The 17972-nt window shown below is 64.3% G+C and carries 19 protein-coding genes and 1 pseudogene; 15 read left to right on the top strand and 5 right to left on the bottom strand.

All coding sequences use genetic code 11. From position 1 onward, the window contains the following. Positions 1 to 11: 11 nt before the first annotated feature. From ACVJ5M_RS42595 to ACVJ5M_RS42580, 4 genes are all read left to right on the top strand, one after another. Complete coding sequence (locus tag ACVJ5M_RS42595; protein ID WP_231143662.1) at positions 12 to 1139, top strand: acyl-CoA dehydrogenase family protein; 1128 nt, start codon at positions 12 to 14, stop codon at positions 1137 to 1139. A 119-nt stretch (positions 1140 to 1258) separates the two neighbouring features. Continuing rightward, entirely contained in the window at positions 1259 to 2503 is a 1245-nt protein-coding gene (locus ACVJ5M_RS42590; RefSeq protein ID WP_354098028.1) for an acyl-CoA dehydrogenase, read from the top strand. A 123-nt stretch (positions 2504 to 2626) separates the two neighbouring features. Beyond that, on the top strand, positions 2627 to 3871 hold the full coding sequence (locus ACVJ5M_RS42585) for an acyl-CoA dehydrogenase (protein WP_231143661.1): 1245 nt from the start codon (positions 2627 to 2629) through the stop codon (positions 3869 to 3871). 136 nt (positions 3872 to 4007) lie between these two features. Next, positions 4008 to 4709 carry a nitroreductase gene (locus ACVJ5M_RS42580; RefSeq protein WP_063985747.1) on the top strand — a complete coding sequence of 234 codons (702 nt, stop codon included), beginning with the start codon at positions 4008 to 4010 and terminating at the stop codon, positions 4707 to 4709. Between the two features lie 97 nt (positions 4710 to 4806). On the opposite strand, the gene ACVJ5M_RS42575 is transcribed toward ACVJ5M_RS42580, so the two are convergent. Further along, positions 4807 to 5355, bottom strand: coding sequence for a sigma-70 family RNA polymerase sigma factor (locus tag ACVJ5M_RS42575; protein WP_014491704.1), 549 nt, complete (start codon positions 5353 to 5355; stop codon positions 4807 to 4809). Then, the gene (locus ACVJ5M_RS42570) at positions 5355 to 5585 is read right to left on the bottom strand and encodes a NepR family anti-sigma factor (protein WP_063986724.1); all 231 of its coding nucleotides are present in this window, start codon (positions 5583 to 5585) and stop codon (positions 5355 to 5357) included. The genes ACVJ5M_RS42575 and ACVJ5M_RS42570 overlap by 1 nt, the downstream gene beginning before the upstream one ends. Before the next feature lie 221 nt (positions 5586 to 5806). Between ACVJ5M_RS42570 and ACVJ5M_RS42565 the strand changes: the two genes are divergently transcribed. After that, entirely contained in the window at positions 5807 to 6613 is an 807-nt protein-coding gene (locus ACVJ5M_RS42565; protein WP_014491706.1) for a response regulator, read from the top strand. Between the two features lie 82 nt (positions 6614 to 6695). Here ACVJ5M_RS42565 and ACVJ5M_RS42560 read toward each other — a convergent pair whose 3' ends face one another. Further along, positions 6696 to 7565 carry an energy transducer TonB family protein gene (locus ACVJ5M_RS42560; protein WP_063985746.1) on the bottom strand — a complete coding sequence of 290 codons (870 nt, stop codon included), beginning with the start codon at positions 7563 to 7565 and terminating at the stop codon, positions 6696 to 6698. Positions 7566 to 7744: 179 nt separating this feature from the next. Between ACVJ5M_RS42560 and ACVJ5M_RS42555 the strand changes: the two genes are divergently transcribed. From ACVJ5M_RS42555 to ACVJ5M_RS42535, 5 genes and pseudogenes are all read left to right on the top strand, one after another. Next, a complete protein-coding gene (locus tag ACVJ5M_RS42555; protein ID WP_354100262.1) occupies positions 7745 to 8377 on the top strand; it encodes a nuclear transport factor 2 family protein in 633 nt (210 codons plus the stop codon). Positions 8378 to 8624: 247 nt separating this feature from the next. After that, entirely contained in the window at positions 8625 to 9050 is a 426-nt protein-coding gene (locus ACVJ5M_RS42550) for a hypothetical protein (protein WP_071909388.1), read from the top strand. 135 nt (positions 9051 to 9185) lie between these two features. Further along, complete coding sequence (htpG, locus tag ACVJ5M_RS42545; protein WP_063985743.1) at positions 9186 to 11063, top strand: molecular chaperone HtpG; 1878 nt, start codon at positions 9186 to 9188, stop codon at positions 11061 to 11063. A gap of 127 nt (positions 11064 to 11190) precedes the next feature. Beyond that, positions 11191 to 11470: pseudogene (locus ACVJ5M_RS42540) on the top strand (DUF3551 domain-containing protein). A gap of 33 nt (positions 11471 to 11503) precedes the next feature. Beyond that, positions 11504 to 11773 (top strand): DUF3551 domain-containing protein, encoded by a 270-nt coding sequence (locus tag ACVJ5M_RS42535; protein ID WP_063985741.1) that lies wholly within the window; start codon positions 11504 to 11506, stop codon positions 11771 to 11773. A 44-nt stretch (positions 11774 to 11817) separates the two neighbouring features. On the opposite strand, the gene ACVJ5M_RS42530 is transcribed toward ACVJ5M_RS42535, so the two are convergent. Continuing rightward, positions 11818 to 12531: an SGNH/GDSL hydrolase family protein gene (locus ACVJ5M_RS42530; protein WP_063985740.1), complete on the bottom strand. Its 714-nt coding sequence runs from the start codon at positions 12529 to 12531 to the stop codon at positions 11818 to 11820. A 285-nt stretch (positions 12532 to 12816) separates the two neighbouring features. Between ACVJ5M_RS42530 and ACVJ5M_RS42525 the strand changes: the two genes are divergently transcribed. The 5 genes from ACVJ5M_RS42525 to ACVJ5M_RS42505 all read left to right on the top strand — a co-directional run bounded on the left by ACVJ5M_RS42525 (position 12817) and on the right by ACVJ5M_RS42505 (position 17445). Further along, positions 12817 to 14631: a long-chain-acyl-CoA synthetase gene (locus ACVJ5M_RS42525; RefSeq protein ID WP_063985739.1), complete on the top strand. Its 1815-nt coding sequence runs from the start codon at positions 12817 to 12819 to the stop codon at positions 14629 to 14631. A 148-nt stretch (positions 14632 to 14779) separates the two neighbouring features. Then, on the top strand, positions 14780 to 15025 hold the full coding sequence (locus tag ACVJ5M_RS42520; protein ID WP_014491754.1) for an acyl carrier protein: 246 nt from the start codon (positions 14780 to 14782) through the stop codon (positions 15023 to 15025). Continuing rightward, positions 15012 to 16394, top strand: coding sequence for a class I adenylate-forming enzyme family protein (locus ACVJ5M_RS42515; protein WP_063985738.1), 1383 nt, complete (start codon positions 15012 to 15014; stop codon positions 16392 to 16394). The genes ACVJ5M_RS42520 and ACVJ5M_RS42515 overlap by 14 nt, the downstream gene beginning before the upstream one ends. Further along, entirely contained in the window at positions 16387 to 17109 is a 723-nt protein-coding gene (locus tag ACVJ5M_RS42510; protein WP_063985737.1) for an SDR family NAD(P)-dependent oxidoreductase, read from the top strand. Before ACVJ5M_RS42515 ends, ACVJ5M_RS42510 begins: the two co-directional genes overlap by 8 nt. Before the next feature lie 126 nt (positions 17110 to 17235). Continuing rightward, positions 17236 to 17445 carry a hypothetical protein gene (locus ACVJ5M_RS42505; protein ID WP_155794867.1) on the top strand — a complete coding sequence of 70 codons (210 nt, stop codon included), beginning with the start codon at positions 17236 to 17238 and terminating at the stop codon, positions 17443 to 17445. Positions 17446 to 17449: 4 nt separating this feature from the next. Here the strand turns inward: ACVJ5M_RS42505 and ACVJ5M_RS42500 are convergent, their stop codons facing one another. After that, the gene (locus ACVJ5M_RS42500; RefSeq protein ID WP_231143659.1) at positions 17450 to 17827 is read right to left on the bottom strand and encodes a hypothetical protein; all 378 of its coding nucleotides are present in this window, start codon (positions 17825 to 17827) and stop codon (positions 17450 to 17452) included. Positions 17828 to 17972: the final 145 nt, after the last annotated feature.

Below are 17972 nucleotides of genomic sequence, written 5' to 3'. Positions count from 1 at the left end.
GGTAGCCCGCCATGAACTTCGATTTCTCCGACGACCAGAAACAGCTCCGCGACCAGGCGCGCAAATTCCTCACCGAAAAATGCTCGCCGAAGGCGGTGCGCGTCGTGCTCGACGGCAAGGCGCCCTACGACAAGGACCTCTGGAAAGGTCTCGCCGAGATGGGCTTTCTCGGTGTCGCGATCCCAGAGGAGTTCGGTGGCGCTGGCGCGGGCCATCTCGAGCTCTGCGTGATCGCGGAGGAGATGGGCCGGGCGAATGCGCCGGTGCCGTTCTCCTCGACAGTGTATCTTGCCGCCGAAGCGCTGCTGATCGCGGGCAGTGATGCCCAGAAGAAGAAATGGCTGCCGGCGATTGCCTCGGGCGAGGCGATCGGCACGCTGGCGCTGTTCGAGGGCAAGGGCAATCCGTCGCCGAAGAACGTCAAGCTCACCGCTGCGAATGGCGTGCTCAACGGCGTGAAGAAGCCGGTCGCGGATGGTGCGATCGCCGACTTCGCTGTCGTCGCCGCGCGCACCGGATCGGGCGGTCGCGACGGCGACATCTCGCTGTTCCTCGTCGACCTCAAGGCCGGTGGCGTCGAGGTGAAGAGCCTCACCAATCTCGATCCGACCCGCGGACAGGCCGAGATCACGTTTAAGGATTGCAAGGCCGAGCCGCTGGGAGCTGCGGGTGAAGGCTGGAGCATTTTGACCCAGGTGCTCGATCGCGCGGCGGTGCTGTGCGCATTCGAGCAGGTCGGCGGCTCCGACCGCGCGCTCGAAATGGGCCGCGACTACGCGCTCGACCGCATCGCCTTCGGCCGCCAGATCGGCTCGTTCCAGGCGGTCAAGCACATGCTCGCGGACATGTATGTGTCGGCGACGCTGGCGCGCTCCAACAGCTATTACGGCGCCTGGGCGCTCTCGACCAACGCGGCCGAGCTGCCGGAAGCCGCCGCCGCCGCGCGCATCAGCGCGACGCAGGCGTTCCAGCATTGCGCCAAGAACAACATCCAGGTTCACGGCGGTATGGGATTCACCTGGGAGTTCGACTGTCACATGTACTACCGCCGCGCCAACGCCATGGCGCTCGGGCTCGGCAGCCTGTCCTATTGGGAAGACCAGTTGATCGACCGCATGCGCAAGAAGAACGCGGCGTAACGACAGGTGATTTGTAGGATGGGTAGAGCGTAGCGAAACCCATCATGACGCGGGTGGTCTGACAGATGGGTTTCGCTTCGCTCTACCCATCCTACGACGCCGGCGAAGGATGACAGACCATGAATTTCGACGACACCCCGCAGGAAGCCGAATTCCGCGCCACCGCCCGCGCCTGGATCGGCGCGAACGCGCCCAGGCAGTACGAGGAAGAGCTGCGCAAATCCTCGCTCGGCCGCACCCAGCTCAAGAACGCCAATATTCTCGAGGTCGCCAAGGCCTGGCAGAAGAAGAAGGCCGATGCCGGCTGGGCCTGCCTGCACTGGCCGAAGGAGTATGGCGGGCGCGGCTCGTCGCCGATCGAGCGCGTGATCTGGCAGCAGGAAGAGGGGCCGTTCGGCCAGCTGTCCCGCATGCTCATCATCGGCCATGGCATGTGCGGGCCGACCATGATGGCGTTCGCCCGCGAGGAGCATAAGCGCACGTACCTCCCGCCGCTCGCATCCGGCGAAAAGGTCTGGTGCCAGCTGTTCTCCGAGCCGGCCGGCGGCTCCGACGTCGCGGGCCTGCACACGCGCGCGGAAAAGGACGGCGACGACTGGGTCATCAACGGCCAGAAGATCTGGACGTCGGGCGCGCATTATTCCGACTATGGCATCCTGCTGACCCGCACCGATCCGACCGTGCCCAAGCACAAGGGCCTCACCATGTTCTTCCTGGACATGAAGAGCCCGGGCGTCGAGGTGCGGCCGATCAAGCAGGCGAGCGGTGCATCCGACTTCAACGAGGTCTATTTCACCAATGTCCGTATTCCCGACCATCAGCGCCTCGGCGAGGTCGGTGACGGCTGGAACGTCTCGCTGACCACGCTGATGAACGAGCGCAGCGCGATCGGCGCGGCCGTCTCGACCGGCTTCCCGGAGCTGTTCGAATATTGCTCCAGCCTGATGCTCGACGACGGCCCGGCGATCGAGGATCGCGCTGTACGCTCGAAGCTCGCGAACTGGGCGGTGAAGGCGAGCGGGCTGAAGTACACCAGCATGCGCGCGATCTCGGCGCTGTCGAAGGGCGAGCGCCCGGGTCCGGAGAATTCCATCGGCAAGCTGGTGGCGGGCTCGATGATCCAGGACGTCGCGACCTACGCGCTGGACCTGCAGGGTGCGAACGGCGTGATCAGCGGCGAGGATGGCGAACTCGCCGGCCGTTTCCAGGCGATGCTCTTGCGCGCGCCGGGCACGCGCGTCGAAGGCGGCACCGACGAGATCATGCGCAACATCATCGCCGAGCGGGTGCTGGGCCTGCCCGGCGATATCAGGGTCGACAAGGACGTGCCGTTCAACAAGATCCCGACGAAGGGAAGAGGCTAGAGTCGTAGGGTGGGCAAAGGCGCGTAGCGCCGTGCCCACCAATTCTGTCGAGAACGAGGGAAGGTGGTGGGCACGCTTCGCTTTGCCCACCCTACGCACCGAGCAAGAATTGAGAGGTTCGCCATGAATTTCGACGACACCCCGCAGGAAGCCGCTTTCCGCGAGACCGCGCGCAAATGGGTCGAGGCCAATGCGCCGAGGGAGTTGCATGCCGAGCTGTCAAAATCCTCGCTCGGCCGCATCCGGCTGGCCAATCATGACATCGTCGATGTCGGCAAGGCCTGGCAGAAGAAGAAGTTCGAAGGCAATTGGGCCTGCCTGCACTGGCCGAAGGAATATGGCGGCCGCGACGCCACGCCGATCGAGAAGGTGATCTGGCAGCAGGAGGAGGGCGTCTACGGCAAGCTGACGCAACCGTTCCAGATCGGCGAGGGCATGTGCGGCCCGACCGTGATGGCTTTTGGCAGCGAGGACGCCAAGCGCCGCCATCTGCCGAAGCTCGCCTCCGGCGAGGAGATCTGGTGCCAGCTGTTTTCCGAGCCGTCCGCCGGCTCCGACGTCGCGGGGCTGCGCACCCGCGCGGAGAAGAAGGGCGACAATTGGGTCGTCAACGGCCAGAAGATCTGGACCTCCGGCGCGCATTATTCCGACTTCGGTCTGTTGATCGCGCGGACCGATCCGAACGTGCCCAAGCACAAGGGCCTCACCATGTTCTTCCTGGACATGAAGAGCCCGGGCGTCGAGGTTCGCCCGATCAAGCAGGCCAACGGCATGCAGGAGTTCAACGAGGTCTATTTCACCGATGTGGTGATCCCCGACAGCCAGCGCCTCGGCGCCGTCGGCGAGGGCTGGAGCGTGTCACTGACGACGCTGATGAACGAGCGGATGTCGATCGGCTCGCGGCTTGCGACCGGCGTCCCTGAAATGTTCGAGTTCTGCTCCAATCTGATGCTCGAGGACGGGCTCGCCATCGACGATCCCGCCGTGCGCTCGAAGCTCGCGAGCTGGGCGGTGAAGTCGAGCGGGCTGAAATACACCAGCTACCGCGCGATCTCGGCGCTCTCGAAGGGCGATCGGCCGGGGCCGGAGAATTCGATCGGCAAGTTGGTGTCGGGCATGATGCTCCAGGACATCGCGACCTACGCCATGGACCTCCAGGGCGCGGCCGGTGTTCTCACCGGCACCGACGAGGAGACGGTGCAGGGGCAGTTCCAGCAGATGCTGCTGTCCTCGCCCTCGATGCGCATCGCTGGCGGCACCGACGAGATCTTGCGCAACATCATCGCCGAGCGCGTGCTGGGATTGCCGGGCGACATTCGCGTCGACAAGGACGTGCCGTATAACAAGATCCCGACCAAGGGTCGGTGATCCAGCCTCTCGCTGTATCGCGTAGGGTGGGCAAAGCGAAGCGTGCCCACCATATGCAGATGCGCCGGGGTAAGTCTGTCGGTGGGCACGGCGCTATCGCGCCTTTGCCCACCCTACGAGGAGCGCGAGCTAATTCATGGATGCAAAAGTGAGCCAGACCCAGGACCGCATCGGCGTGCTCGAAGAGCTCCTCAACGAGCGCTACTCCGTCCGCGCCTTCTTGGCCAAGGAGGTCGACCGCGCGACCATCGAGCATGTGCTGACCACCGCGCAGCGCACCGCGTCCTGGTGCAACAGCCAGCCCTGGCAGGTCATCATCGCCAGTGGCGCGGCCAAGGAGCGCTTCCGCCAGGCGATCTACAAGGAAGCGTCGGGCGGATTGGGTGACGATTACGATTTCACGCCACCTCGCGAGTATGCCGGCGTCTATCTCGAACGCCGCCGCGAGAGCGGCTTTCAGCTCTACAACACGCTCGGCATCGCCCGCGGCGACAAGATGGCTTACGCAAAACAGGCGCTGGAGAATTACAATTTCTTCGGTGCGCCGCATGTCGCGATCATTCACACCGACGAGCCGCTCGGCATCTACGGTGCGATCGATTGCGGCGCTTATGTCTCGAATTTCATGCTGGCCGCGCAGGCGCTCGGGCTCGGCACCATTCCGCAGGCGGCGCTCGCGCGCCATTCCGGGCTGATCCGCCGCCACTTCAATCTGCCCGACGACCGCCGCGTCGTCTGCGGCATCTCGTTCGGCTATGCCGACGACGCCCACAAGGTCAACAGCTACCGCACCTCGCGCGCGAGCGTCGCCGACACCGCCACGTTCGCGGACGAATGATCCCGTCTCGCGCGCGCCATCCGGCTTTCACACACGCGCAAAGGCGGCCGCAGAAACGGCCGCCTTCACATTCGTCTCGGTCCGGTTGACGCGGCCGCTATCCGCCGCTGCCGCCGATCACGGCGCGCACGGTCTCGTCGGGCCCGAAGTCCTCGGCGCCATCGACATAAAGCAGCGCAGCGAGCTTCGAGCGCGCGCGATTGACGCGGCTCTTGATCGTGCCGACGGCACAGCCGCAGATCGAAGCTGCGTCCTCATAGGAGAAGCCGGAGGCGCCGACCAGGATCAAGGCCTCGCGCTGGTCCTGCGGAAGCTTCTCGAGCGCGCCGCGGAACTCCTCGAACTCGAGATGCGCGTTCTGCGACGGCTGCGTCTTCAGCGTCTTGGCATAGTTGCCCTCGGCATCCTCCACCTCCCGCCGCCGCTTGCGATAGTCGGAGCGGAACAGATTGCGAAGGATCGTGAACAGCCACGCCGGCAGGTTGGAGCCGGGCTGGAACGAGTCGATGTTGGCGAGCGCACGCAGAAGCGTTTCCTGCACCAGATCGTCGGCGCGGTCGGCATTGCCGCTCAGCGAGATCGCGAACGCGCGCAGACTTGGCACGGCCGCGAGGATGTCGTCACGAAGGGAGTCCGTGAGAGGCATTAATCCCTCCCATTGTTGTCGTTGGAGCCCCTGTCAGGTTCCACTTGGGGTGCGCCTCCGGGCGCATCAAGCTTCTTGATCAGTTCCGCGAACCGGTCCGGAACCCCCTGCCGCACCACGTCGTCGTACATGGCGCGCAGCTGGTGGCCGATCCGGGACTGAATCTCCGGAGTGAGGCCTCCCTTGCCGGGGGTCGTGCTTTTGCTGGCTTGAGACTTGAGATCTTTCATGACCTGTTCCACGTTTCCCCGAGTTAAGTAACTGTAAAATCGAGAAGTTCTCTCAACCGGGAGCCGTTCCCTGAATAGGCACAATTCCAGGTTCGACAAAAAGTTCCCAGATAAGCGGAACTTTTCTTGGCGTGAGGCGTAGACAGCCCAGCAGGGGAACCCGGGCCTCCCCGCTTGTTGCCTGGTTCGTCAAGGTTGGCCCGAAGATGAATGGAGTGGGGATGTCCCGTTCGCAGCTTGTTGCTGAACACTTGCCGTTGTTGCGCCGGTACGCGCGCGCCCTGACGGGCAGCCAGGCCTCCGGTGACGCCTATGTCGCAGCCATGTTGGAAGCGATGCTCGGAGATCCGTCCGTGCTCGACGAGAGCCACGGTCCGCGCGCCGGCCTGTTCCGGCTGTTCACCCAGATATGGAATTCGGTCTCCGTCAACGACGATGCCGAGGTAACGACCTTGCCGATGCCGCCGGAGCGGCGGCTGTCGAACATCACGCCGCTGCCGCGGCAGGCATTCCTGCTGCTCTCGCTCGAAGGATTCTCGGAAGAGGAAGTCGGCTACATCCTCGGCACCGACGTCGCCGAGACGCGGCGGCTTGCCGATGCCGCGGGACGCGAGATGGCGGCCGAGATTGCGACCGACGTGCTGATCATCGAGGACGAGACCTTCATCGCCATGGACCTCGAGAGCCTGGTGAAGAATCTCGGTCACAATGTCGTTGGTGTCGCGCGCACCCATGCCGATGCGGTGGCGCTGGCCAAGAACAAGCGGCCGGGCCTGATCCTCGCCGACATCCAGCTTGCCGACGGCTCGTCGGGCCTGGACGCCGTCAACGAGCTGCTCCGCACCTTCGAGGTGCCGGTGGTATTCATCACCGCCTATCCGGAGCGCTTCCTGACCGGCGAGCGCCCCGAGCCGGCGTTCCTGATCTCAAAGCCGTTCCAGCCCGCGATGGTGTCGGCGGTGGCGAGCCAGGCGCTGTTCTTCCAGCGCAATTCGCGCAACCGCGCGCCGAAGGCGCCGGCGGCGTAAGCAAGCCTCTATCGGACTAAGGAGACGGCGCGTCGCAAGGCGCGCCGTTTTTGCATCTGGCAGAGAGTTGTTCTGCTCTGCTTCAGCAGCCGCGGCAGATGCTGCGAAGCATGGAATTCAGCTTGGTATCGTCTGGCCCAGGGGACTTCGCATTCAGCCTGGCCTGGTCCTCGATCCAGGATTTGAGCAATTTTTCTCGTTCCGGCGACGGCCCTGGGTTTAGCCGCGTTCCGTCGAAGCTCATGAGGACGGTCACTCTCTGCAGGTCGTCCTTCGCCTCAGCGGGCGGTTTCGGGAATGGCACGGATCGCTCGACCATGGCGAGCGTTGCGGCATCTAGCGGCGCGAAGCCTGTGCTTTCTACCAGCACGTTCGAGATCAATTTGCCTGAACGATCGACCACGAACGTGACGCCGGTATCGCCCCTCTGACCGATCGCCTCCGGAGGAAATGCCCTGTGGCGCCAGACGTGTTGGGTGACCGTCTTGCGCCAGGCGGCCATGGGATCGGCCTCCGTGGAGGCGGGATCCGTGGAGGCGGGATCCGGCCTGCTCAGCACGACCCCTAAGGGCGGCACCTGAAATTGACGGCCGCTGAAGACAATCTGCACCGTGAAAGGGAACGAGTCCTCCTTGAGCTCCGAAGGTGGCGCCGGAAACGGTTCGGCGCGGGCGATGATCGCCAGCGCAGCATCGTCGAGCGACCGCGAGCCGGCGCTTTCAGCCAACGCCCGCGAGATCAACGTGCCCGACCGGTCGATGACGAATGTGACTCTGGCCTTGCCGGTTTGCCCCCGTGCTCCAACTGGAAAGAACCTGTTGCTTGCAATATGTGCCGACAGCCCCGCCTTCCAGGCTTTGACGGTCTCGCTCTGCGGTTCAGTCTGCGCATGTGCGGGGAACGCCGCCAACAATCCGAGAAGCGCGGCCAACAAGGGGAATTTCGTCTGCATCGGTGCGGATACTAATCGCGGTCAGGTTGATTGCAAGGCTCCCTACCCGTATCGCGCTCGCGCGGCTGTGGGCAATTCGAAGGGCTGGGAAGCCCGCTTGACGGCGGCCAAATTGCCTCGTTCATACGTCGGGTCGATGACATCAATCGCGACCTCGAGCTGCCAGGAGATTTTTCATCATGGACCAGCAACTCCTCGACCGCCTCGCCATCCGCGACCTCGTCGAGAACTGGGCGGTGTGGCGCGACGCCGGCGACTGGGAGCGTTTCGCCACGGTCTGGCATGACGAGGGCTGGATGTCCGCCACCTGGTTTCAGGGGCCCGCGCGGGATTTCATGCGGGTCAGTCAGGAGGGGTTTGCCAAGGGCGTGCGCATCCTGCATTTCCTCGGCGGCACCAGCATTGATCTCGCAGGCGCGCGCGCCATTGCGCAAACCAAGATGACGATCTCGCAGCGTGCCCTGGTGCATGACGTGCTCTGCGACGTCGTCTGCACCGGACGCTTCTACGATTTCCTGGAGAAGCGGCATGACCAATCAGGCATTGGCAAATGGGGCATCGTCCGCCGCCAGCCGATCTACGAGAAGGACCGGATCGACCCGGTCGATCCTGCCGCAACGCTTCAACTCGACCAAAAAGCGCTCGCTGCGCTCCCCGAAGGCTACCGCCACCTCGCCTACATGCAGGAATTGATCGGCTACAAGGTCAAGCGCGACATGCCGGGCTTGATCGGCACTGAAGTCGAGAAGCTCTATGGCGAAGGGCGGGACTGGCTCGCGGGGGAAGCCGAAGTGAGGCTCAGACAAAAGTAAGGCGCGACTGGCATCACCACAGTCGCGCCCTACGTCGCCGGCTTATGGGGCAGGGGGGAATAGCCGGCTGTTGAGACGACTCTCGGGCCTGAGAGTCGTTCCAGGCGGGTGAAAATTTTTTTGTGCGGCATTTTTATGCGGCCTGCGGTGAATTTCGCACACGGTTAAGTGATCTTAACAGCTGAGAACTGCCGGTCCTCCCATCGCGTTGTTCCCGCGATCGCCATGGGGCGAGGGATCGACAGCCATGTTGCAGATGCAAAAGGTATTTTTGGGTGTTGTCGCGATTGCCGCGACGCTTGGTGCCGTCCAGGTCGGTGCCGTCCAGCTGGCCTCCGGCCATGATCTGGCCGACCGCTGGCAGGCGGTCGCCGACAGGCCCACGCAAGATGCGGGTCACAACGTCAACCGTTCCGGCAAGGCCGACCGGTTCGCCGACGTCAAGCAGGCCCCGGTTCCCACCCGCACCGTGTCGATGCGGCTGAACGATCTGGCCGAGACGTCGGTGCTGCTGCGGGTCCGCGCGGTCATCGAGACCGGCAACGCCAAGCCGCCGGTGCTGCTCCAGAACCGGAAGCAGGGTCCCAAGAGGCCGACGATTGCCTGCGAGCCGATGGTCAGCTCCCTGACCGAGGTCGCAAAGCTGCTCCAGCCCGGCCGCTGTGTGACCTGATTCTTCTTCGCCGCCCTTGGCCGCCACGGACAAATCGCCTTCCCGCCGGGAGGGCGATAGTTCACGTCCACTTGATCCCCTATCCCCTCGCGTTATATCCCGGGTTTCTTTCCCCTTGATTGACCGGGTAAACGCATGACGACGTCAGATACGGCCGCGCATACGCAGCCTTTCCAGGCCGAGGTTTCCGAGCTTTTGCACCTCATGGTGCACTCCGTCTATTCCGAGACCGACATCTTCCTGCGCGAGCTCGTCTCCAACGCATCGGACGCCTGCGACAAACTGCGCTATGAAGCCATCGCCAGCCCGGCGCTGCTGGGCGAGGGCGACGCGCTCAAGATCCGGATCATCCCCAACAAGACGGCCGGAACGCTCACGATCGCCGACAACGGCATCGGCATGGAGCGCCAGGAGCTGATCGACCATCTCGGCACCATTGCCCGCTCCGGCACCAAGGCGTTCGTCTCGAAGCTGAAGGAGGCCAAGGACGGCCTCGGCCTGATCGGCCAGTTCGGGGTCGGCTTCTATTCCGCCTTCATGGTCGCCGAGAAGATCGTCGTCGTCAGCCGGCGTGCCGGCGAGAGCGACGTGTGGAGCTGGACGTCCTCCGGCGGCTCCGGCTTCGAGATCGCGCACGCAAGCGATGAGGAAGTGGCGCGCGTGGCACGCGGCACCGAGATCGTCCTGCACCTGAAGGACGACGCCAAGAAGTATCTCGAGACCTACGAGATCGAGCGCATCGTCAGTGCCTATTCCGACAACATCCTGTTCCCGATCGAGCTGGTGCCGGAAGAGGGCGAGCCGCGCCAGATCAACTCGGCGAGCGCGCTGTGGCAGCGTTCCAAGTCCGAGCTGACGGCCGAGGACTACAAGAAGGCCTATCAGCAGATCGCCTCCGCCTTCGACGATCCCGCGATGACGCTGCACTACCGCGCGGAAGGCCGCTATTCCTACGCCGTGCTGCTGTTCGCGCCGTCGACGAAGCCGTTCGACCTGTTCGAGCCGAACCGCAAGGGCAGGGTGAAGCTTTACGTCCGCCGCGTCTTCATCACCGACGATGCCGATCTGCTGCCCGGCTATCTCCGCTTCATCCGCGGCGTGGTCGACAGCGAAGATCTCCCGCTCAACATCTCGCGCGAGATGCTCCAGAACAATCCGCAGCTCGCGCAGATCCGGAAAGCCGTGGCGACCCGAGTCGTGTCCGAGCTGGAAAGCCTTGCCGACAAGGACCCGGAGAATTTTGCCAGGATCTGGGACGCCTTCGGCGCAGTGCTGAAAGAAGGCATCTACGAGGATTTCGAGCGGCGCGAAAAGCTGCTGTCCTTGTCGCGCTTCGCCACCACCTCGGGCGAGAAGCGTTCGCTGAAGGACGTCATCGCCGGTTTCAAGCCGAACCAGACCGAGATCTATTATCTCGTCGGCGACAGCATCGAGCGGCTGAAGTCCAATCCGCGGCTGGAAGCCGCGACCGCGCGCGGCATCGAGGTGCTGCTGCTGTCGGATCCGGTCGATGCCTTCTGGACCTCGATGCCATCGGAGTTTGACGGCAAGCCGCTGAAATCGCTGAGCCAGGGCGATCTCAATCTCGACCTGATCCCGCGCACCGACGAGGCCGACGAGGCGAAGAAGGACGAGCCGCAAGCCGACGAGGCCGCCACCATCGCGGTGATCAAGGCCGCGCTCGGCGAGCGCGTCAGCGACGTCAAGGTCTCGACGCGCCTCACCAGCTCCGCCTCCTGCCTCGTCGCCGACAGTCAGGGCCCGAGCCGCGAGCTCGAGCGCATCCTGTCGCAGCAGAACCGCGGCATGCGCACCAAGCCGATCCTCGAGATCAATCTGCGCCATCCGCTGGTGACGGCGATCACCGGGGCGCAGGCCGGCTCCAGGGCGGTCGACGATCTCAGTCTGATCCTGCTCGAACAGGCGCAGATCCTGGACGGCGAATTGCCCGAAGACCCTGCCGCGTTTGCGGCAAGGCTGAACCGGCTGGTCCTGCAGGGGCTGGGCGGGTAGCGCGCGCAGCGCACCCCGCTCACCTTGCCGTCATCCGCCGGAGGAACAGTCGCCTCCGGCGTGGTGTTATGCCATAGGAGGACGTCGGCATCAGATCCGACGCCGCCATCGATTCGAGGATGTCTCCATGCGCCTGCCTGTCCTGACCCTCACCGCGATTGCCACGCTGTTCGTGGCGGCAGATGCCGACGCCCAGACCTATGATCCGCGCTATCCGGTGTGCATGCACGTCTATACTTCGGGCGGGCCGGGGCGGTGGCGGCGACTATTACGACTGCTCCTTCACCTCGATCCCGCAGTGCCGGGCCACGGCGTCGGGCCGCGCGGCGAGCTGCGATGTCAATCCCTATTACGCCTACAACGAACCGCCGCCGCCCCCGCGCAAGCGTCACAAGAAGGTGCAGTAGTTGTTCGCGATGCGGCACGCAGCAACATCCCTCATGCGTTTCTCATCCGGCCTGATCATCACCGTCGGCGCGCTGACCGCAGCTGCGCCGTCGCATGCGCAGACCTTTGATCCCAGCTATCCCGTCTGCATGCACGTCTATTCCGGCGCGAACGGCGGCGGCGGGGAGTGGTACGATTGCTCCTTCACGTCGCTGCCGCAGTGCCGCGCCACGGCGTCGGGCCGCGCCGCGACCTGCGATCTCAATCCGTATTATCCGGTCAATGTTGCGCCGCCGCGCCCACGCTACAGGCGAAGCGGCTAGCGCCCGCCACCCGTTCAGCTGCGAATCCGGCGGAGCGCGCAGAGCTAGGTGCCGTGAGGCGCCTTGTTGGCAGCGGCGACGATCGCGTCGGTCAATTGCCACGTCATCTTGTCCGTGGTCCAGTCGCTGGCGTGCAGTCTGCTATCATCGCCCGGGTCGACCATGCGGTCGAACGAAATCCTTGCGACATCGTACCAGCCCTTCATCAGCCCGAAGCGACCAAAGACGTTGACGCCCTTCACATGCGCGATCTCGCTGATCGCCTCGACCATGGCCTCCGTCTTTTTGAGCTTGGCCGGTGTCAGCAGCGCCGGCACATATTGAAGGTCCATCAGGATCACGTCGATCCGCTCGGCGTCGAGCAGCCGGTCGACACCTTCGCGGATGGCCTTCGTGGTGTCTGCGAACGAGGGAGGATTCTGATCGGCGGGTTGCCATACTGAATTGGTGCCGACCTGCCAGATGACGAGATCGGGATTCAGATCGAAGACGTCATGGTCGAACCGCTTGAGCTCAGCAGGGGCCTCTTCGCCGCCGACACCCCGGTTGATCACCTCGATTCCGACATTTGGATATTTGATCCGAAGATCCGCCAGCAGCCGCTGCGGATAGGGAGCGATGCCTCCTTCGCCCGCCGTGGTCGACGAGCCGATCGCAACCACCCTGGCCTGCCCACCCTTCACGCGGCCGGCGAAATTCGTCAGGCGCTGCTCGAACGGCGCGGCCTGGACCGGAAACTCTGACGGATCGTGAGCCACGGGACGTCTCCCTTTCGTAGCCATGACAACGCAGGGTAGAAAAGCATAGCCCGTTTGCCAGGGAGCGCCTAGCCTCGGCGAGGCCGGATCGCTACGCCTTCCTGATCCCCGACAACTCGATCACCTTGCGCCGGCGGTCGGTCGCCGCCGTCTGCATGCCGCCGAACTCGCCCGCGTCGGATGGCCAGAGTTAATCACGTACTAACCTGGCTTTACCTTGTCTCTTAACACCTGGGCAGGGCGCGCGAGCTAAGCTTGGGGAAGCAGCAGATACGTTCCGAAAGAATGGACGGCATGACCACCGGCGTCATCGAGCAACCGAAAGTCGCGCGCGCACCTTCGGCTTCAAAGATCTGGCTGAAGGCGATCGAGCTCACCGCGCGCATCGAGACGCTGCCGGGCCGGCTGTTCGCCGACGTCGTTGACGATTGGGCGCAGCGTCAGCCCGCTCGCACCGCGCTGGTCGCAGATGAGACAACGATCGACTACGCAGGCCTCTCGAAGCGCATCAACCGCTATGCGCGCTGGGCGCGCTCGGTCGGCGTGGCCAAGGGGGATACCGTCGCGCTGATCATGCGGAACGGCATCGACTATGTTGCCGCGTGGCTCGGCATCAGCCGGGTCGGCGGCGTGGTCGCGCTGATCAACACCAGGCTCGTCGGCCAGTCGCTCGCGCATTGCGTCGATGTCGCCAGGCCGTCGCATGTCATCGTCGCGCACGAGCTCATGGAAGCCTTGGACGGCGCGTCGCCGCACCTGAAGACAGAAGCAAAAGTCTGGACCCATGGCGATGCCCGCAGCGAGCGCGCGATCGACGTCGCACTTGCCGCGCTCGAGGACGGGCCGCTCTCGCCGGACGAGCATGGCGACGTGACGATCAACGACCGGGCCCTGCTGATCTACACCTCCGGGACCACCGGCCTGCCGAAGGCGGCGAGCATCAGCCACCGCCGCATCCTCAACTGGGGCTTCTGGTTCGCCGGCCTTACCGGCGCCACCCCGCAGGACCGGCTCTATGATTGCCTGCCGCTGTTCCACTCGGTCGGCGGCATTGTCGCCCCGTGCAGCATGCTCGCCGCCGGCGGCTCGGTGGTGATCGCGGAGAAATTTTCGGCCTCGAACTTCTGGCCCGACATCGTGCGGCACGATTGCACGCTGTTCCAGTACATCGGCGAGCTCTGCCGCTATCTTCTGAAGGCGGCGCCGTCCGAATACGAGAACCGTCACCGCCTGCGGCTCGTTTGCGGCAACGGCCTGCGCGGCGACATCTGGGAGGATTTTCAGGGTCGCTTCGCCATTCCGCGCATCCTCGAATTCTATGCGGCGACGGAAGGCAATTTCTCGCTGTTCAACGTCGAGGGCCAGCCGGGTGCGATCGGCCGCGTTCCGCCGCTGCTCGCGCATCGCTTTCCGGCGGGTCTCGTCAAGCTCGATCCTGATAGCGGTGCACCGCTGCGCAACGAAGAGGGCTTTTGCGTTGCGTGCGCCAGGGGCGAGGCCGGCGAAGCCATCGGCCGCATCGGCACCGCGGATGAAGGCGGTGGCCGTTTCGAGGGCTATACCGACGCCGGCGAGACCGAGAAGAAGATCCTGCGCGACGTCTTCGCCAAGGGTGATGTCTGGTTCTGCACCGGCGATCTGATGCGGCTCGATGACAAGGGCTTCTTCCATTTCGTCGACCGCATCGGCGACACCTTTCGTTGGAAGGGTGAGAACGTCGCGACATCGGAGGTCAACGACGCCGTGCGCGATTTCACCGGCGTGATCGATGCCACCACCTATGGCATCAGCATCCCCGGCACCGACGGCCGCGCCGGCATGAGCGCCATCGTCGTCAACGAGGGGTTTGACATCGAGGGGCTACCCGCCCATCTGGCGCAGCGCTTGCCGGTTTACGCCCGCCCTGTCTTCATTCGCATCTCGCGCGAGCTCGATGCGACCGAGACGTTCAAGCAGAAGAAAGGCGAGCTGGCCCGGGACGGCTTTGATCCGGCCACGATCAACGATCCGCTGTTCATGCTCGACCCGAAATCCGGCGGCTACATCGCCTTGGACGCGGATGTGTACGCAGGGATCATCGATGGCGCGATCAGGTTCTAGCCGCACGAAAATCCGCCAGATAGGTCCAATTTTATCTGAATTGTCCAAGAAGCCATTTACTTCTGTCGGGTAAACAACACGGGCCTTGGGGAGGCGGTCATCAAGAGCCGCTGCAACACGAACCATCAATAACAAGAGTGAGCCAGCCATGTCGGTAAGGTCTAAGGTCATCGAAGCGATCCAGCAGATCGCCAAGGAGCAGCACGTCACGCTTCCCGCACTCTCGGACGATCTGTCCCTGCACGAGACGGGTTTCGATTCCCTCGCCTTCGCAATTCTGGTGGCGCGCCTCGAGGACGAGACCGGCGTCGATCCCTTCACCATTTCCGAGGACGTAGCGTTCCCCGCCACCGTGGGCGATTTCGTGCGGGCCTACGAAAATGTCCCCGCGTGAGATTTTTGCGCTCCGCGACTATCTGAGCCCGGAGCTCAAGGGCCGCACGATCTCCGATGCCCATCATGTGGTGTCGCTGACGGATGTGCTGCCGCATACGGTTCTGGGCGGCCGCCTGCGTGAGCTGGCGGGCCGCTCTGTCCTGCTGAAGCTGTCGGACCAGCTCAAATCGGGCCTCGCCATGGTCGAGCTCGACGGTGTCGCGCGGCGCATGCTGCTGTGCCCGCCCGATCTCAATCCGGCGCATCTCGATGCGCTGATCGCGGACGCCGAGATCGATGCCGTCGTCACCGACGAGCCCGCGCAATGGGCCGCAAAGACAATCGCGCTCGTCGTCACCGCGCAATTGCCGCTTCAGGCCGCCACGCCGGCCAGGACCGAACGCGCCACCGAATGGCTGATGCTGACGTCCGGCACGTCGGGCGTACCAAAAATCGCCGGCCATACGCTGGAAGCATTGACGGGCGCCATCGTCGCCGAAGGCCCTGCGCGCGGACCCGCGCCGGCCTGGGCGACATTCTACGACATTCGCCGCTATGGCGGCCTGCAGATCTTCCTGCGCGCCATCCTCTCCGGCGGCTCGATGGTGCTGTCCGATCCGCATGAAGCGCTCGGCGACCACGTCGCGCGCCTGAACGCGCGCGGTGTCACCCATATCTCCGGCACGCCATCGCACTGGCGCAAGCTCTTGATGAGCGGCTCGGCTGCACAGTTCGCGCCGGGATACGTCCGTCTGTCCGGCGAGATCGCCGACCAGGCGGTGCTCGACGGCCTGAAGGCCGCGTTCCCGAATTCCTCCGTCGGTCACGCCTATGCCTCGACCGAGGCGGGCGTCGGCTTTGCCGTCAATGACGGGCTGGAGGGCTTTCCGGCCGATTATCTCGGCAACCGCAACGGCGTCGAGATGAAGGTCGTCGACGGCTCGCTGCGCATCCGCTCGACGCGCACGGCGCATGCTTACATCGGCCGCAATGCGGCCGCGTTGACCGATGACGACGGGTTCGTCGACAGCGGCGACATCGTCGAGCTGCGCGGTGACCGCTATTATTTCGTCGGCCGCCGCGGCGGCATCATCAATATCGGCGGGTTGAAGGTTCACCCCGAGGAGATCGAGGCGGTCATCAATCGTCATTCCGACGTGCGGATGTCGCGGGCGAAATCGCGCCGCAGCCCGATCACCGGCGGCATCGTCGTCGCGGACGTGATCCTTGCCGACGGCACCGATCAGGCGCGGGTGAAGGAGATCCGGGACCAGATCCTGGATCAATGCCGCGCGCAGCTCGCGTCCCACAAGGTGCCGGCGGTGATCCGCTTCGTCGATGCACTCGACGTCACCCCGGCCGGAAAACTGGCGCGCACCGATGCATAATGTCCTCGTCACCGGCGGCAGCCGCGGCATCGGCCTTGCGATCGGCAAGCGGCTGGCTGATGCCGGTTATAATGTGATTGCGGCGGCACGGCGCGAGAGCGAAGAGCTCAGGGCGGCGATCGGCCCCTCCGAAGGGCGCCTGCATTTCCGCGCCTGCGACCTCGCCGTGATCGACGCGATCCCGGCGTTCGCAAAGCTTATCCGCGACGAGTTCGGCCCGATCTACGGCCTCGTCAACAATGCCGGCCTCGGCACCGAAGGCCTGCTCGCCACCATGCACAATTCCGAGATCGAGGCGCTGGTGCAGCTCAACGTGCTGTCGCCGATCATTCTCACCAAATATGTCGCGCGCCAGATGATGGCGGACGGTGCCGGCCGCATCATCAACATCTCCTCGATCATCGCGACCACGGGCTACAACGGCCTGTCCGTCTACGGCGCGACCAAGGCCGCCGCCACCGGCTTCACCCGCTCGCTCGCGCGCGAGGTCGGCAAGCTCGGCATCACCGTGAACGCGATCGCGCCTGGTTTCATCGACACCGAGCTGACCCACAATCTCTCCGACGAAGGACGCAAGCGCATCGCCGGCCGCAGCGCGCTACGTCGCCTGCCGGAGACCGACGATGTCGCGCGCATGGTGGAATATCTGCTCGGCGAGGGCGGCCGCAACGTCACCGGCACCGTGTTCACGATCGATGCGGGGAACACGGCGTAAGCGGAACTCCGCCGCCACGATTGAGTTGATCCGACGCAATGACATCGAGCCGGATTTGGTCGTAAGATGCCCCGCAATCGATTGGCTTACGTCAATCGATCTGCCCTAATCGAGAGGGAGCAGTCGATGGCCACTTCAAACATGACCGCTTCAAATCAAGCCCGGATCGAGGAGCCTCGCGCGAAGCCGGACGATGTCCATTGCCCCCCGATGACGCATCAGAATTCCGGCGGACACGGTCATGAAATGTATCCGCAGCAATTCGTGCGCCTGGTCGGCTGCCACGATCTCTCTCTCGACGCCCTGCGCAAGCGCGAGGACGAAAAGCTCCACTAGGCGTTCACTTCGGCAGGTCAATCCGCTCGCGTGAAAATTCCGGCGGCCCTTCGGTCAGGCGGCGTATGCGGCGTTCGCGTTCGTCCGTTGGCAATGCGGGGTCGAGCAGCCGCTCGATCTCGTGCACGGCCAGCGCCTCGATCCTGGTGGCGTCGGATGCGACCGGCTGGGCCGACGAGAATGCCGGGGGCGCGACCTTCAGGCCCAGTTCGACCAGCTTGCAGATCGCAGCCGAACGCGACAAGTGATGAGCTTCAGCCCAGGCGTCGACGGCCGCGGTCAGTGCTTCCGGCATCTTCACCGCGCTGAGCGGATCGAGCCGCGTGCGTCGGCGCACTGGAGCCGTCGAGTCCTTGTTGCCGAAGTCGGGCACTTCGATCATCCCATGTAATCTCTGGATATGCCCCGACCATAGCCGCTCTTCCGGCCGGCTCTTTGACGCCGATCAATGACGGACTGCGGCATTTGCAGCGTGCGCGATCTTGTTGTCCGGGTGCATTTCGGCCAATGATCGGGAATCGAAAGAG

The sequence above is a fragment of the Bradyrhizobium sp. S3.7.6 genome (assembly GCF_054061875.1).
This window is presented reverse-complemented; position numbering and strand designations above follow the sequence as displayed.